The 16,542-nt window shown below is 42.8% G+C and carries 12 protein-coding genes; 9 read left to right on the top strand and 3 right to left on the bottom strand.

The annotated features are described in order from the left end of the window. Positions 1 to 286 precede the first annotated feature (286 nt). From ectA to R7P36_RS01300, 4 genes are all read left to right on the top strand, one after another. Complete coding sequence (ectA, locus tag R7P36_RS01315) at positions 287 to 820, top strand: diaminobutyrate acetyltransferase (protein WP_047100663.1); 534 nt, start codon at positions 287 to 289, stop codon at positions 818 to 820. Between the two features lie 34 nt (positions 821 to 854). Then, positions 855 to 2,120 carry a diaminobutyrate--2-oxoglutarate transaminase gene (ectB, locus tag R7P36_RS01310; RefSeq protein ID WP_017820939.1) on the top strand — a complete coding sequence of 422 codons (1,266 nt, stop codon included), beginning with the start codon at positions 855 to 857 and terminating at the stop codon, positions 2,118 to 2,120. A gap of 14 nt (positions 2,121 to 2,134) precedes the next feature. Next, positions 2,135 to 2,521 (top strand): ectoine synthase, encoded by a 387-nt coding sequence (locus tag R7P36_RS01305; protein ID WP_047100662.1) that lies wholly within the window; start codon positions 2,135 to 2,137, stop codon positions 2,519 to 2,521. Between the two features lie 86 nt (positions 2,522 to 2,607). Continuing rightward, positions 2,608 to 4,029, top strand: coding sequence for an aspartate kinase (locus R7P36_RS01300; protein ID WP_047100661.1), 1,422 nt, complete (start codon positions 2,608 to 2,610; stop codon positions 4,027 to 4,029). A gap of 187 nt (positions 4,030 to 4,216) precedes the next feature. On the opposite strand, the gene R7P36_RS01295 is transcribed toward R7P36_RS01300, so the two are convergent. Continuing rightward, positions 4,217 to 5,782 carry an arylsulfatase gene (locus R7P36_RS01295; RefSeq protein ID WP_138939901.1) on the bottom strand — a complete coding sequence of 522 codons (1,566 nt, stop codon included), beginning with the start codon at positions 5,780 to 5,782 and terminating at the stop codon, positions 4,217 to 4,219. A 388-nt stretch (positions 5,783 to 6,170) separates the two neighbouring features. Here R7P36_RS01295 and R7P36_RS01290 point away from each other — a divergent pair, with 388 nt between their 5' ends. After that, a complete protein-coding gene (locus R7P36_RS01290) occupies positions 6,171 to 8,501 on the top strand; it encodes a tetratricopeptide repeat protein (protein WP_047100659.1) in 2,331 nt (776 codons plus the stop codon). Between the two features lie 46 nt (positions 8,502 to 8,547). Here R7P36_RS01290 and R7P36_RS01285 read toward each other — a convergent pair whose 3' ends face one another. After that, positions 8,548 to 9,276, bottom strand: a complete 729-nt coding sequence (locus tag R7P36_RS01285) for a formylglycine-generating enzyme family protein (RefSeq protein WP_372034459.1) — start codon at positions 9,274 to 9,276, stop codon at positions 8,548 to 8,550. A gap of 238 nt (positions 9,277 to 9,514) precedes the next feature. On the opposite strand from R7P36_RS01285, the gene R7P36_RS01280 reads away from it, so the two are divergent. The 3 genes from R7P36_RS01280 to R7P36_RS01270 all read left to right on the top strand — a co-directional run bounded on the left by R7P36_RS01280 (position 9,515) and on the right by R7P36_RS01270 (position 13,152). Continuing rightward, positions 9,515 to 10,840, top strand: a complete 1,326-nt coding sequence (locus R7P36_RS01280) for an anaerobic sulfatase maturase (protein WP_047100657.1) — start codon at positions 9,515 to 9,517, stop codon at positions 10,838 to 10,840. 53 nt (positions 10,841 to 10,893) lie between these two features. Then, a complete protein-coding gene (locus R7P36_RS01275; protein ID WP_213899326.1) occupies positions 10,894 to 11,991 on the top strand; it encodes a hypothetical protein in 1,098 nt (365 codons plus the stop codon). 162 nt (positions 11,992 to 12,153) lie between these two features. Next, the gene (locus R7P36_RS01270; RefSeq protein WP_213899327.1) at positions 12,154 to 13,152 is read left to right on the top strand and encodes an HAD family hydrolase; all 999 of its coding nucleotides are present in this window, start codon (positions 12,154 to 12,156) and stop codon (positions 13,150 to 13,152) included. 107 nt (positions 13,153 to 13,259) lie between these two features. On the opposite strand, the gene R7P36_RS01265 is transcribed toward R7P36_RS01270, so the two are convergent. After that, complete coding sequence (locus R7P36_RS01265; RefSeq protein ID WP_005377761.1) at positions 13,260 to 14,777, bottom strand: arylsulfatase; 1,518 nt, start codon at positions 14,775 to 14,777, stop codon at positions 13,260 to 13,262. 247 nt (positions 14,778 to 15,024) lie between these two features. Here R7P36_RS01265 and R7P36_RS01260 point away from each other — a divergent pair, with 247 nt between their 5' ends. Next, positions 15,025 to 16,461, top strand: a complete 1,437-nt coding sequence (locus tag R7P36_RS01260; RefSeq protein WP_225452467.1) for an arylsulfatase — start codon at positions 15,025 to 15,027, stop codon at positions 16,459 to 16,461. Positions 16,462 to 16,542: the final 81 nt, after the last annotated feature.

Here is a 16,542-nt window from a genome sequence, read left to right as displayed (position 1 = left end):
AAGCGGTATGCGAAAGCATGCCGCTTTTTTTTGGATTTCTATTTTTCTCTGAGAAATGAACAGCATGGAAAATGGTCTTATTCTGGTTGTTTTTTGTACTGTGCATTTAGGTGACTATTTAATAAATTAGACCTCGAACTATTTTAACTTTTGGTTAATAGGTTTATTTTTGTGATCCATATCACAAAAATACCGATAAAAAGGCGGATTATTTGATTTTTAGTCGCGAGGGATGCCCATAATAAAAAGGAAATTTAATTAGACCTCAAAGGATATGTATTTTCACATGATCACATCAGCACCTTGGGTCCTTTATCCAGAGATTGGAGAAGACTCAAGTAAAAAATGGATTTTTCGTGAGCCTAAAATCTCTGATGGTGACGACATTTACAGCTTGATTGCAGACTGTCCTCCATTGGACATGAACTCATCTTATTGCAATTTCCTACAGTCTACGCATTTCAGCAAAACCAGTATTTTGGTTGAGCAAAAAGGCGAAATCGCAGGTTTCATTTCCGGTTATCAGAAACCAGACGAGCAAGACGTTTTATTTGTCTGGCAAGTTGCAGTCTCACCTCGCTTTAGAGGTCATGGTTTAGCATTCCGCATGTTGAAAGAACTTCTCACCCGAGAGGAATTAGGCGGTGTTAAATCGGTAGAAACTACCATCACGGAAGATAATAAAGCCTCTTGGGCACTGTTCAAAAAGTTAGATGCGATTAACGGCAATTCTGGCCAAGTAAGCACATTTTTGGATGAAGAAGCCCACTTTAAAGGCAAACACGATACAGAATATTTGTATCGCATTCCTCTCAAATAATCCTCAAACAATAGGAATTAAAAACGGTCTCATCATGGATATTTTCAAAAAGCAGGAATCCAACGTACGCTCATATTCAAACAATTTCCCGGTCGTTTTTCGTAAAGCGAAAGGCTGCTGGCTAGAAACAGAACAAGGTGAACGATACTTAGACTTCCTTGCTGGAGCGGGATCTCTAAATTACGGCCATAACAATCCAGTACTAAAACAAGCGTTGCTTGAGTACATTGAAATGGACGGTATTACTCACGGTTTGGATATGCACTCAGAAGCGAAAGCATCGTTTCTGGAAGCGTTGGATACTTACATCCTTAAACCAAGAAACTTGGATTACAAGGTTCAGTTTACGGGCCCAACAGGTACTAACGCTGTTGAGGCGGCATTGAAGCTGGCTAAAAAAGTAAAAGGCCGCGACAGCGTCGTTGCGTTTACTAACGGCTTCCATGGTTGTACTGCTGGCGCACTGGCTGCAACGGGTAACCAGCATCACAGACAAGGTAATGGTTCTAGTCTAAGTAACGTCACTCGTATTCCATTTGAAGGTTACGCTGGCGTAGATGGTCTCGCGCTGTTCGAAACCATGCTAAATGATAACTCTGCAGGTATGGATAAACCAGCCGCTGTACTTCTTGAAACTGTGCAGGGTGAAGGTGGTTTAAATGCTGCTTCAAACGAGTGGTTACAACGTTTGAGCAAAATCTGTAAAGCCAATGACATTCTTGTGATTGTCGATGACATTCAAGCAGGTTGTGGACGTACCGGTACTTTCTTTAGTTTCGAGCCGTCTGGTATCCAACCGGATATCGTGACGCTATCGAAGTCGATCGGTGGTTACGGTTTGCCGATGGCTGTCGTATTACTTAAGCCTGAGCTTGACCAGTGGAAGCCAGGCGAGCATAACGGTACGTTCCGTGGCAATAATCACGCCTTTATTACCGCTGCAAAAGCACTAGAAATTTACTGGGCAAACGATGATTTTGAAACACACATCAAGCAGTGTTCAGACAAGGTAAGTGCTGTTATTGACCGTTGTGTTCGTCGCTTTCCACAAATGTTTGTGCAGAAAAAAGGCCGCGGCATGATGGTTGGTATTGAATGTATCAATGGTGACATGGCATCTGAAATCGCGAAAAACTGTTTCGAGAATGGAATGGTGATAGAGACAGCGGGTCCAGACGATGAAGTTGTGAAGTTCTTCTGTCCACTAACCATCAGCGAATCAGAGCTAGATCAAGGACTAAGCATCTTTGAAAATGCAGTAGAGACTATCGCTGCGAAACATTTCAAACAAGCATCTTAATAAGGATTTTAATTATGATCGTCAGAACTCTAGATGAATGCCGCAACAGCGAACGACGTGTTGTTTCAGATAACTGGGAAAGTGTCCGCATGTTGTTGAAAGACGACAACATGGGTTTCTCTTTCCACGTCACAACGATTTATGAAGATACAGAAACTCATATTCACTATCAAAACCACCTTGAATCGGTGTTTTGTATGAGTGGTGAAGGTGAGATTGAAGTTGTAGGTGGAGAAACGTACCCAATCAAACCAGGTACATTATACATCCTTGATAAACACGATGAGCACTACTTGAGAGCTTATAAGAATAAAGAAATGGTAATGGCGTGTGTGTTTAACCCACCGATTACTGGCGCTGAAGTGCACGATGAAAACGGTGTTTATCCTCTCGTTGACTAAAAGATGATGGTGGGGTGCTTTGCCACCCCACACTTTACTATCTCTTCTTTTTTCTTTTTAAAGTTACCAATCAAAAAAGGCTTATCATGACATTTACCGTAGAAAAAATCGGCGGTACATCAATGACAGCATTTGATGCTGTTCTCGACAATATTATTCTTCGTCCCAAAACACCATACAATCGTATTTTTGTCGTATCTGCATACGGTGGTATGACCGATGCGCTGCTCGAGTGTAAAAAAACCAGTAAACCAGGCGTTTATCAGCTTATCGCGAAACGCGACGACAAATGGGAAGAAGCGTTAGCGTACGTTGAAAGCCGTATGTTGCTGACCAATGAAAATATTTTTGCGGACCCAATGAATCGTATCCGTGCGGATAAATTCATTCGCTCCCGCATTGCTGAAGCGAAAAACTGTATCGCGAATATTTTAGAAACCTGTCAGTACGGTCAATTTTCGTTGCGCCAGTACTTGCCTCAAATTCGAGAGTTTCTCTCGTCTATCGGTGAGGCACATAGTGCTTACAACACAGCACTAAAACTAAAAAATATGGGTATTAACGCTAAGTTCGTTGACCTGTCTGGTTGGGATAATCAAGCGCCAAGAAGCCTTGATGAGTCGATCAGTGACGCGTTTGCTGATATCGATGTATCAAAAGAACTGCCAATCGTGACAGGTTATGCTTACTGTAAAGAGGGCCTAATGCACACTTATGACCGAGGTTATAGTGAGATGACATTTAGCCGAATTGCAGCAATAACAAAAGCGGATTTAGCAGTAATTCACAAAGAGTACCACTTGAGCTCAGCAGATCCACGCGTTGTTGGCCCTGAAAAAGTATTACCAATTGGTAGTACAAACTATGACGTAGCAGACCAACTTGCCAACCTTGGCATGGAAGCGATTCACCCCAATGCCGCTGCGGGTTTACGTGAAAGTGGTATTGAGCTACAGATTAAAAATACATTCGAACCTGAACACGAAGGTACTTTGATCTCTTCAAGCTACCGCCCAGAAGAAGACAAAGTCGAGATCATCGCAGGTAAAGAAAAAGTATTTGCACTGCATTTGTTTGACCAAGCAATGGTGGGAAAAGCCGATAACGTTAGTTACGAATTGATGGAAATCATCTCAGATGCTCGTGTAAGTTTGGTTGGTAAAGAGATGAACGCTAACTCTATTACTTACTATCTAGGTGGCAGTTCTGATAGCTTAAACAAAGTATTGTATAAAGCCGAGAAACGTTATCCGAATGCCTCGATTAAAGGCCGTATGGTCGCGCTTATCTCAGCAATTGGTTCTCAAATTGATACCAACAAGACGTTGGCAAAAGGTGTACTTGCATTGATGAATAATGGCGTTACGCCAGTTGCACTGCACTCATCGTTGAGAAATGTAAATGTTCAATTTGTTGTCGGTGATAAGGAATACCAGCACGCGATTTGCGCATTGCATGATGAGTTTTTCCAAAGTAGCAGTTTAGCTAAATCGGTTAATGTGGCTTAGTTTATCCACGGTTAAAATACAAAGGAGAGCAGGTTAGCTCTCCTTTTTTGTTTTTCAGTTTGTACTCACAATGCCCACTTTGTATAGGCTAAACAGGCGATTTAAGTAAGTTCCTATGTGGCGATACACATAAGCCAGCAGAATGGTCTGCTGGCTTATGTTACTGATTAACTAACGTTAACTTAGTTTACTTAAACTTGCTGATTTCTTGTTCAACTTTGTCTAGTTGTTGCAGCTTCTCTTGCATTTTTAGAGAGTTGTAGTTTAGTGAAGCAGGGTTCATCGCTGTGCCACGTTGCATTGGGTATTCTGGAAGTGTTTTAAAGAACTCTCCCACAACGTCTTGTACAGGTACAAATAGCCACATGTTGTCAGCCATCCAACGCAAGTACATTTGTGATTCGCTTGGGCCTTTTTCGAATGGGTCAGCGCGTAGGTGGATGATTTTAGGCCAGTTCGGAGCAAAACGAACTGCGTTACTTAGGTTCCCTTCAAGCGTTGCAAAGTGAAGTTTCCAGTCATTCCAGCGGACAGCGTTTAATTCACCATTAGACGTAAAGTAAAGCAGCGACTCACGAGGGCCTTTTTCTTCCTTACCTTCAAAGTATGGCATGAAGTTATAACCATCTAAATGTACACGCCACTCTTTGCCATTTGCTTTGTAGCCTTCTGCCAGTTTTTCTTTTACATCAGGTACGCCAGCAGCTGCCAATAATGTAGGCAACCAGTCTTGGTGTGCCATCATTTCATTGATCTTGGTTCCTGGCTTAATTACGCCTGGCCAACGAACCAGTTGAGGAACACGCATACCGCCTTCCCAAGTTGTACCTTTTTCACCATGGAATGGTGTTGCGCCACCATCTGGCCAAGTCATGGTTTCTGCGCCGTTGTCCGTTGAGTAGATAACGATAGTGTTGTCTGCAACACCTAGCTCATCCAGCTTGTCGAGTAAAACACCTACATGATCATCGTGTTCCAGCATACCATCGGCATAAATGCTTACGCCTGATTTACCTTGGTATTTTTCCTGCAAGCGAGTCCAAACGTGCATACGAGTGGCGTTATGCCAAATAAAGAAGGGTTTATCCGCCTTAACTGCTTTTTCCATAAATGCCAAAGAGCTCTCTAGGAACTCTTCATCTGCGTGCTCCATACGTTTTCGTGTCATCGGGCCAGTGTCTTCAATCTTACCGTCGGCATAAGACTTAATGACACCACGAGGGCCATAGTTTTTACGAAACTCTGGGTCTTTAGGGTAGTAATAAGTTTCAGGTTCTTCTTCTGCGTTTAGGTGATATAAGTTACCGAAGAATTCGTCAAAGCCGTGTTTGGTCGGTAAGTGCTTATCTTGGTCACCTAAGTGGTTTTTACCAAATTGACCCGTCATGTAACCTTGTTCTTTTAACAGATCTGCAATGGTTGGCGCCCAATCAGGTATGCCGTGGTCAGAGCCTGGCATACCAATTGTTAACAAACCCGTACGAAATGGCTCTTCACCCGTAATAAAGGCCGCGCGACCAGCAGTACAAGACTGTTGTCCGTAGTGATCTGTGAACAACGCACCTTCATTCGCGATACGGTCGATGTTTGGCGTTTTGTAACTCATCATACCTTGGTTGTATGCGCTGATATTCCAGTAGCCGATATCGTCACCAAAAATTGCCAGAATATTCGGTTTGTCGGCTGCCATAGCAGCACTGGACGCCGCTAACAGTCCTGCGCCCACAGCGATTTTGCTCAATTGATTTGCCATAAAAACTCCAGATTGTTGAGAGTAAAGATAAGCACAAGTGAGCCTTATGCTTAGTTGCTGCATAAGTTAATGATGTATATAGAAAAATCCTCTTATACTCGATATAACCATAAGTTATTGCTAGGTTGTAACCATTTGTTAATTAAGAAGAAATAGGATTGTTCTATTAGTTTGTAGAGATTCGTAAAGTAGATTTAGATCACCTAAGAGCCTTATTTTTATTGCGTAGTAGAAGAGGGGATGGAAATGAAAAGCAATAGGATGCTCGCTTGTTTTACGGTCCTAAAGCAATACTAAAGTCGTTATGTATTGCTTGTAATTATTTGTATAACCAGTGATTTAGTGTCTATATTGATTTAGGTTGTACATTATAAATATAAGGATATCTATGAGTCAGTGGGCAGGCCGGTTTCGCATTTTATTGCTGGTCAACGTTGTTGTCAGTTTTATGGCTTTTTCTCAAGAGTTATTAACAGAGAAACCAAATATTCCTTTAGGCTTAAATCCAGAATATGCTGGCACACAAGCTTGTATAGATTGCCACCAAAACGAGGTGGAGGCCTGGAAAGGGTCACATCACGATATGGCCATGAAGCATGCAAGTACAACCTCTGTGCGTGGTAATTTTGATAACCATGTTGTAACACACAAAGGAATGCCTAATCGTTTTTTTAAAAAAGGCGGCGAATATTGGGTCAACATTCAAGGCTCTGACGGGCAATGGCATGACTATAAGATCAGCTATACATTTGGCTGGGAACCATTACAGCAGTACATGGTCGAGTTTGAAGATGGCCGCGTGCAGCTTATTCCTTTTGCTTGGGACACAAGAGCTAAAGTTGAAGGGGGACAGCGTTGGTTTCATCTTTATCCAGAAACGACAACAACGGATGAATTCTATTGGACCAATACCGGGCAAAATTGGAACTTCATGTGTGCTGATTGCCATTCAACGAACCTAAAGAAGAATTACGACGCTGACAAAAACACTTACAACAGCTCATGGTCAGAGATTAATGTGGGATGCGAAGCATGCCATGGTCCCGCTAGTCAGCACATAGAACTGGCCAAGAAATACAAAAATGCTGGCACTTCTTTTGAGCATGACAGCCATTATGGCTTTGATCGAAATTTGTCTAAAGCAGTGTCGGACTGGGTGTTTGAGGAAGGCCATAGTACGTTACAGCCGAAATCAATTGAAGCAACCAATCAAGTGCAAACATGCGCTCAATGCCATAGTCGCCGAACCCAGTTAAATGAAACAGGTGATCATGTTAAAGGTTCCTTTTTTGATAAATATCGCTTAAGTCTTATAACACCTGAACTCTACTATCATGATGGACAGATTTACGACGAAGATTATGTTTATGGTTCGTTTCTTCAATCTGAAATGGCGGAGAAGGGGGTCACGTGCACTAATTGCCATGATCCACACACGGCAGAATTAACGATCCCAGAAGAGGCAGTATGTTCGCAATGCCATATTGCATCTGAATATACACCTGAAAAGCATACCTTTCATAAGGCTGGATCTGAAGCATCGCAATGTACGACCTGTCACATGCCAGAAACGACTTACATGCAAGTCGATCCTCGTAGAGACCACAGTTGGCATATTCCACGACCGGATTTGAGCAAACATATTGGAACGCCCAATGTTTGCATGTCATGCCATGAAGATAAAAGCAATCAATGGGCCGATGAACAGATAGCAGAATGGTACCCGAATTCGAAGTATCGTAATCAGCAACATTTTGCTGTCGCATTTTATGCGGATTCAATTGGTCATCAAGGAGCAGCAAATGCGTTGGCATACTCTGCTCAGGATTCGTCTTTAAAAGACATTATTCGCGCCTCAGCCCTGGAGAGAATGGGGGGCAACACTGACCAAAATACAACAGTATCTTTGGCTAGGGCCGTTAAGAATGAGAATGAAATGGTTCGATTAGGGGCAATTTCAGGCTCGTCTGGTTATGAATTTCATGATCGGTGGCGGATTCTAGAGCCATTGCTTGGTGACCCGGTGCTTTCAGTGAGAGCGGAAGCTGCCTCGGTGCTGGTAGCGAACTACGCACAAATGACCCCTTTACAAAAAGATATCATTAAATCACCTTTAGAAGAGTACATGGAAATTCAAGAGTTTAATGCCGATCGTGGTTTCGGAAGAACCAATTTGGCGAATGTGTACCGCAGCTTAGGTGAAATCGACAAAGCGGCCGAGCTGTATAAACAAGCGATCAGCATCGAACCCTATTTCGAAAATAGCTACGTTAACCTAGCAGATTTGTATCGTCACCTAGGTAAAGAAGAAGCTGCGCTCACGGTGCTACAACAAGGGATGAAAGCTCAACCTAAATCCAGCACGTTACCATACAGCGCAGGTCTTTCTTTGTTGCGTCAAGGCAAAGCTGATGATGCGAAAAAGCTACTTAGACGCGCCGCAGAAATTGGTGAAACTAATGCTCATTATTGGTACGTGTACGGTCTAGCCCTAGAAAAAAGCGATGTTCTAGAAGCCAGTAAAGCGTTGCAAACAGCATTTGAAGTCGGTGGCAATCCACAGCACTTGTATGCTCAATGCGAGGTTCTAGCGAGAAATCATAAAAAAGGTGCTGTCGCTTTTGCTTTCGATAGGTGCATACAAGAGCTTAGTCACTATGCACCTAAACAAGCTATTGATCAGCTTAAAGCCTCTATTGTCGGGGTCAATAGGAGCTAATTACCAAAAGTGGAGCTTTTATCGCTCCACTTTTTTCTTGCTTAGTTTAATCAGCGTCTTTCGCTAATCTCAGCCCCATGTCGGACATGATGACTGACTGGCTAGCAAAATCGCGACGATAGTTTTCGGATTCGTCAGCATCATAGGCAAAGCTACCACCTCGTACAGACTTGTGTGCAAGGCTTTCTTTTTCATCTTTTGCGTTTACCGGATTATCACTTGGTGCTGATTTGTAATAGCCTTCATCAAACGCATCAATAACAAACTCACCAACATTACCCGTCATATCGTATAAGCCAAGCTCATTCGGTTTTTTCTGACCTACCTTGTGTGCCTTATTGTTTGAGTTACTGGCATACCAGGCAACGTCGTTAATATCATCAGACCCCGCGTAAGTGAATCCTTGACTTAGATTCCCCCCTTTCGCTGCAAACTCCCATTCTGCTTCTGTGGGTAAACGATAGTGCTCTCCCGTTTTTTCATTCAATTTCTTTATAAAATAATTGGCTTGTTGCCAGCTAATGTTATTCACGGGCGTATTTGGGTTTCTAAAATAACTCAGAGAAGAGCCTGTAACCGATTCGAATAACTCTTGGGTTACCTCAAATTTTGCCAAATAGAAATCTTCCACGCGAACGGTGCGGGCCGGGCGCTCGGATTTATTTGCTGATGGATTATCCGAGCCCATCGTAAATTGTCCGCCTTCAATAAGAACCATATCTTGATCGATTTTTTGAGCAAGAGGGCTAGGTTGTGTTGTTGCACATCCAGTCATAATTAGCGAAATCGAAATAGCGGCACCAAGGTAAAGAGTATTACTTTTGGAATGCTTCATAGGGGAGCTCCATCAACATTTATGATCAAAGAATTTTATCAGGCAAGTCTATGAAAAACAGTTATACACACTATAACAAGCGCCACGAATAATTGAACATTATCATCACACTAGGCGATTAACTTAATAATTAGTCTTAACGCCGTTGGGCACAGGCTAGCAACTAAGAAGGTGATGAATGCACATAACTCAAGGTCCGCAGTTCAATGGAAAAGCATCCAAGCGATTACATGTTATGGCGAAACCTATCGGTGCAGTGTGCAATATCGATTGCACCTATTGTTATTACCTAAGCAAACAAGATTTACTTGAGTACAAGCCAGGCTGCTCACCAGTCATGGATGAGGAAACGCTAGAGACCTATATCCGTCAATATATAGCGGGACAGAATACACCTGAAATCATTTTCTCTTGGCAGGGTGGTGAGCCGACAATGCTAGGTTTGGATTATTTCAAGACAATTGTTGAGCTACAGAATAAATACCGTCCCGATGGCATTACGATCTCCAATGATCTCCAGACTAATGGCACACTGCTTAACGATGAATGGTGTGAGTTTTTAAAGGCGAACAACTTTCTCGTCGGTTTAAGCATTGATGGCCCAGAAATGATGCACAACGCTTACCGAACAAACCGAGCTGGTAGAGGCACATTCCGGCAAGTTATGAATGTGGTTGAATTATTACATAAGCACGAAGTAAAGTTTGCTACGCTCACTTGTGTTAACAACTTGACCAGCCGTAACCCACTTGAAGTGTACCGATTCTTGCGAGATGAAGTACGCTCCCCTCAAATGCAGTTTATTCCAATAGTTGAACAGAAAACATTCAGAACAACCGCCCCTCAAACTTGGGAGCCAAACGAGCAACTAAAGCAAGGAGATAAACGGTTGATCCCAGGTCATAAAGATGCCGTTGTTGAGCCTTTTTGCGTTGCGGATGAAGCATGGGGAAATTTTCTGATCGCGATTTTCAATGAATGGGTTTTACACGATATCGGCAACGTGTTTGTGCAGTACTTTGAAGCCAGTATCGAAACCTGGATGGGCAGAAAAAACCCACTGTGTACGTTAGGTGAAATCTGCGGGAAGGGCTTAGCAATGGAGCCTAATGGTGATGTGTTTGCGTGTGATCATTACGTGTACCCAGAATATAAGGTTGGAAACATTCATCACGAAAAGCTCGATACGCTCGCTTATAGCTCTGAGCAGCAGAAATTTGGGTTTGCTAAAAGTCGTACGCTGCCCCAACAGTGCCTTCAATGTGATTATCAATTTGCATGTTTTGGAGAATGTCCCAAAAACCGTTTTATCCGTACTAGGCAAGGTGAGCCTGGTCTTAATTATCTCTGCGCGGGTTGGAAGAAGTTTTTTACCCATGTTGATCAGTCGATGGCGTACATCTTACGAGCGACAGGTAACCCAGTGGTTCACGGTAAATACAGTGACCAGATTCTACACCAGCAAGCTACTCAAACACAGACTGTGTTTGAAACGAAGTTTTAAGATAGTCACTACGCCTGCTACAGGCCCGGAAATGAAAGAATATAGGTTATTGAATGCAAAAAATTAAGCTGCTCTCTAAATCATTACTCGTGATCTCGATCGGCATTGCTGCGAGTCAAACAGCAGTGGCACAAGAAACAACATTGCTAGACCCAGACCAGGTATCGCCGACAACGGTTGTCACTCCACAAGAAGCTCAAATGACACCGGCGCAACGAGTCGAAAAGCTGTCTTATGATGCGCAAAATAAAAAGTTGTCTTCAGAAAAACGTATTGATGCTTTACGTGAGTTAGCCAACTATCCAAGCCAAAATGCATTGGTTGCAGTTGCGCGTGGGTTGCAGGATGAAGATGCAGGTATTCGCGAAGCTGCGATCGTGGGAGCACAACCATATATGATTGAGCACCGTTGGCGTTTGATTTCACCATTATTGAGTGATGACGCCGCCATGGTGCGAATTACAGCAGCGATTAACCTCGTTCGAGATTACGCCAATTTGAGTTCAGAGCAACATCAGTCACTTGAAGGGCCTGTTTCAGAGCTGACAGCACACTTGTCCAGTAAGAACGATAATGTTTCCAAGTTATTACTTGCAGACGTTTACCGTTGGCATCGTGATTGGGATAAAGCGGCGCTGATATACCCAGAGTTAACTAAGCTTGAGCCAAACAACCCTCAAGTTTGGTTAAGCTATGCAGACAACTTCCGAGCGCAACAGCTAGACCAAAAAGCTATCAACGTGCTTGACGAGGGCATCAAGCTAAATTCAGAAGATGCCTCGCTGCATTATTCTAAATCTCTCGCTTTGGTTAGATTAGACAAAAAGAAAGAAGCGGCGTTTGAAATAGACAAAGCTGCGACGATGGCAAAGACGAACAGTTACTTTTGGTATTTAAATGGTGTTCTGCAAGAAGAGTTAGACTTGAAGAAGTCTGTCAACGCTTTTGAGCAAGCGTATTTGATATCCGGTGCTCCAGAACAATTGTATGCCGTGTGTGACATCTATGTCAGATACGGCAACCCTAAAACGGATGACTGTTTAACAGAGCTAACGAAGGTCGCTCCCGACTATGTTATTGAAGAGCTCAATCAGAAAAAGGGACGTAAAAGTGCCTCTACATCAGTTGAAGCCAATGAATTTAAACTCTAATCGGTAAATTCCATGTTCCTATTTCAATAAAATAGTGAACCAATTTAGTGACGGTGTCACTCTTTGGTGGCCGTTGGATATGTCAGTTCAATATGCGCCTGTTTCAATTGAACTATACTTTTGATTGGATTCGCACCTAGCACCTCAATATAAGGAATTAAGATGGCTATAAAGTTAAAGACGATTGTCTTAGCAACAGGTTTTGCTCTGTCTAGTTACGCTGTTGCTGCTGATATGCAAGATCCACTTCCGTCATGGAACAACACTGACGCTAAGCAAGCTATTATGGCGTTTGTTACGAAAACAACGACCCAAGGTTCGGATTCCTATGTTCCTGAAAGCCAACGAATCGCGACGTTTGATAATGATGGAACACTTTGGGCAGAAAAGCCCGTTTATCTACAGTTGTTTTTTGCGATCGATAGAGTAAAAGAAATGGCCTCTGAGCATCCTGATTGGAAGACAACCGAACCCTTTGCTTCCGCATTAAAAGGTGACATGGAGGGGATTGGTAAACAAGGACTCGAAGGTGTAATGAAGCTTGTTATGGCAACCCATTCTGGAATGTCTACTGAACAGTTTCATCAAGAAGTTAAGGAATGGTTGAAAACGGCTGTCCATCCAACAACGGGTAGACCATACACTGAAATGGTCTATCAACCTATGCTCGAACTGCTCGACTATTTAAGAGCTAACGACTATCAGACCTACATCGTTTCTGGAGGCGGAATTGAATTTATGCGCGTTTGGGTGCCGGAAGTATACGGCATTCCAACGCAAAACATCGTGGGAACGACGTTAAAGGCGGAATATCAAAGTGTTGATGGAAAACCTACCATCCAACGTATGCCGGAAATAGACTTTGTCAATGACAAAGCAGTAAAGCCTGTGACGATCCAAAACTTCATTGGCAAACGTCCGGTCATGGCGTTTGGTAATTCTGATGGTGATTTACAGATGTTAGAGTGGACGAAAGCAGGTTCAGGTCCAAGATTTTCTGCGATTATCCATCACACGGATGACAAGCGCGAATGGGCGTATGATAAAGATTCTCATGTTGGTAAGTTAGATAAATCGTTTAAAGTAGGTGAAGAGCAAGGTTGGCTATTTGTCGATATGAAACAAGATTGGAATCAAGTGTTTAAAGAGAGCACTAAATGATAATCTTTGTTTGACCATAAATTGCTGCAACCAAACAATTGCAACGAAATAAAAGGCCTCACAATTGAGGCCTTAGTTAATTCCACAGTAGCTTCGATACCTAGGGTCTAGTTTCTAGGTTGCTGTGTCATTGTTTCTACCACTTTTTCAATACTTAACGAGCTACCTTTCGTTGCAGGGAACTCCTTAAATGTCTCTAGGAACTTACGCACGATAGCTTGAGCAGGAACGAACATCCACATTTGATCAGCGTAAAAATGTCTGACGTAAAGTGCTGCATCTGGACCGACCTCAAATGGATCCATACGAAGGTTTACAATCAAAGGCCAACTAGGTGTTTTGCGGTATGCCTCATTAATGGCACCCTCCATAATACTGAAGTGGATCTTCCAGTCTTTATAACGAACGGCGTTTAAATTACCACCAGCATCGAAGTAAAAGATTTCTTTGCGTGCGCCTTCATCAGCTTTACCAGTCAGCAGATCAAGTTGGTTGTAGCCATCTAAATGTGCTTTAAAGGTTTTGCCCGCTGCTTTATGACCCTTCAATAGTTTTTCTTTCACATCAGGTTCGCCCACAGCTGCTAGTAGAGTTGGCATCCAGTCTTCTTGTGAAAAGATATCGTTGATAACCGTTCCTGGTTTAATGTTTCCAGGCCAGCGTACCATCATCGGAACGCGGAATCCGCCTTCCCAAGTCGTACCTTTTTCGCCCTTGAACGGTGTAGTACCACCATCTGGCCAGGTAAATTTCTCAGCGCCATTATCAGTACTAAAAACAACAATGGTGTTATCTGCTACGCCTAGCTCTTCAAGTTTATCAAGCATGACACCTACTTGATCATCTAGGTCCATCATGCCATCGGCGTATAAGCCGTAACCTGACTTCCCTTGATATTCTTCACTCAAATGTGTCCAGACGTGCATACGGGTTGAGTTATGCCAAATAAAGAATGGTTTGTCTTCTTTTACTGCTTTTTCCATAAATGCCAAGCTAGCATCCATGAACTCTCGGTCTACGTTTTCCATACGCTTACGAGTAAGGGGACCTGTGTCCTCGATTTTGCCATCCGCAGTCGCCTTCAACACGCCTCGAGGTCCGAATTTTTTACGAAACTCTGGATCTTTTGGATAAAACTCAGACTCAGGCTCTTCTTCCGCGTTTAAATGGTATAGGTTACCAAAGAACTCATCAAACCCATGGTTAGTTGGTAGGTGCTCATCTTGATCACCAAGGTGGTTTTTACCAAACTGACCAGACACATAGCCGTGATTTTTAAGTAACTCTGCGATAGTAGGATCTTTCGATTGAATACCCTCTTTTGCGCCGGGCATACCAATAGTCAATAGACCGGTACGAAACGGATGTTGGCCCAGAATAAATGAGGCTCGTCCGGCAGTACAACTCTGTTGTGCGTAAGCGTCTGTGAAAATGGCACCTTCATTGGCGATTTTATCAATGTTAGGAGTCTTCCCTCCCATCATACCATTGTGATACGCACTAATGTTGTATACACCTACATCGTCACCCCAGAACACAAGGATGTTGGGCTTATCGGCAGCAAAGGCTGTGGACGCAGCTAATGTACCGACCAATGCCATTACCTTTTTAATCGAGTTTCGCATGAAAATCCTCCGCGATAAATGAATCCATTATCGTTATATAACGTTACTAATTGTGTTCATCATGGCGAAGTCGAGTGAGATGACACCAAATGAGACAATGTAGTCAGTTGAATATAGTAGAGGTTTTTTGTTGCTTCCAAGTAATCCCTGTTTTTCAAAAATGTTAACTAACATGGACTAGACTTTAGTGTGTTTTAAGTGTGATAAGACGCACTTACAGGATTGAATTTCAATGAAAGGCGACACTATGAAAAATAAAATAGCAACTATCCTGTTTCTATGTATCCCGTTAGAAGTGGTTGCGGAAGAGACACCAAATGTCGTGGTAATGTTGGTTGATAACCTTGGGTGGGGGGAACTAAGTTCCTATGGGAGTACCAGAGGTGTTGAAACTAAAAACTTAGATCAACTTGCTAGAGAAGGTGTACGCCTTACTAATTTTAATGTGGAACCGCAATGCACGCCAACTCGCTCCTCATTCATGACGGGGAGGCGAGCGCTTAGATCTGGGACAGATAAGGTTGTTTGGGGAGTGCCTTACGGTATGGTGAACTGGGAGATAACCATTGCAGAGAAGTTTAAGGAACAAGGATATAACACGAGCCTTTACGGGAAATGGCATTTGGGAGACCAAAAAGGGCGCTTTCCAACGGATCAAGGCTTTGATGAATGGTATGGCATTGCAAATACGACGGATGAGTCAGAATATAGCTCTCAACCCGGTTATAAAGCTATATTACCTAAACCTCAAATCCTTTCAGCTAGAGCAGGGCAGGATCCTAAAGGGGTCAAAGAATATAATTTGGACTCACGTAGAACGATTGACAGTGAGCTAGTTGAACATGCCACAGATTTTATAAATCGAAATGTGAAAGAGAATAAGCCATTTTTCTCTGTAATTACTTTTACTCAACCACATTTACCGACGCTACCTCATCCTGATTTTATTGGTAAAACAGGCAAAGGAAATTACTCAGATGTGTTAGCTGAGATAGATTTTCGAGCTGGGCAAGTTATTGGTGCAATAGAAAAAGCAGGAATTAAAGACAATACACTAGTGATTTGGTTTTCTGACAACGGTCCAGAGTGGCATATGCCATACCAAGGCTCTAGCGGACCATGGCGTGGTGCGTACTTTACGGCTCTTGAAGGCTCTCTCCGAACACCATTTATTGCCTCTTGGCCTAACCACATCAAACCGGGCAGAGTGAGTGATGAAATTATCCATGTTGTGGATCTATTTGCCTCACTTTCTCATGTCGGTGGATACAAATTACCAAGCGATAGAACAATAGATAGTATTGATCAGTGGGCCTTTTTAAAGGGAGATAGTGAAAAGTCTAATCGAGATGGTTTCATCGTTAACAATGGATCTGAAACCTACGCTTATAAGTGGGAAAATTACAAGATGCACTTTATTGATCAAGATATCATGCCGGAGAAAGGGCGCCCATTACAGATCCCTGAAATATACAATTTGATTGATGACCCTAAAGAGGAGTTTGATTTAAGAAATAATGCCACATGGTTATTTCCTATCATGATAGGAAAGAGAGTAAAGTTTGAATCTTCCGTTTCAACAAGCTGCGATACGATTCCTTTCCCTGCTCCATTTGGATATGAGCCCGATTGTAGCAAGGGGAATTTCAATCAATTTCCAGTGGATGGATTACGCCAGAAGTAGTTTACCCCAATGGCTCTTTCTCGCATACATGAGGTATGTTTTTGGTTCAATATCTCATTAGAGCCATTTAGGGCCATGTTT

This window comes from Vibrio sp. 397 (assembly GCF_033339395.1).
Taxonomy (GTDB): Bacteria; Pseudomonadota; Gammaproteobacteria; order Enterobacterales; family Vibrionaceae; genus Vibrio; species Vibrio alginolyticus.
This window is presented reverse-complemented; position numbering and strand designations above follow the sequence as displayed.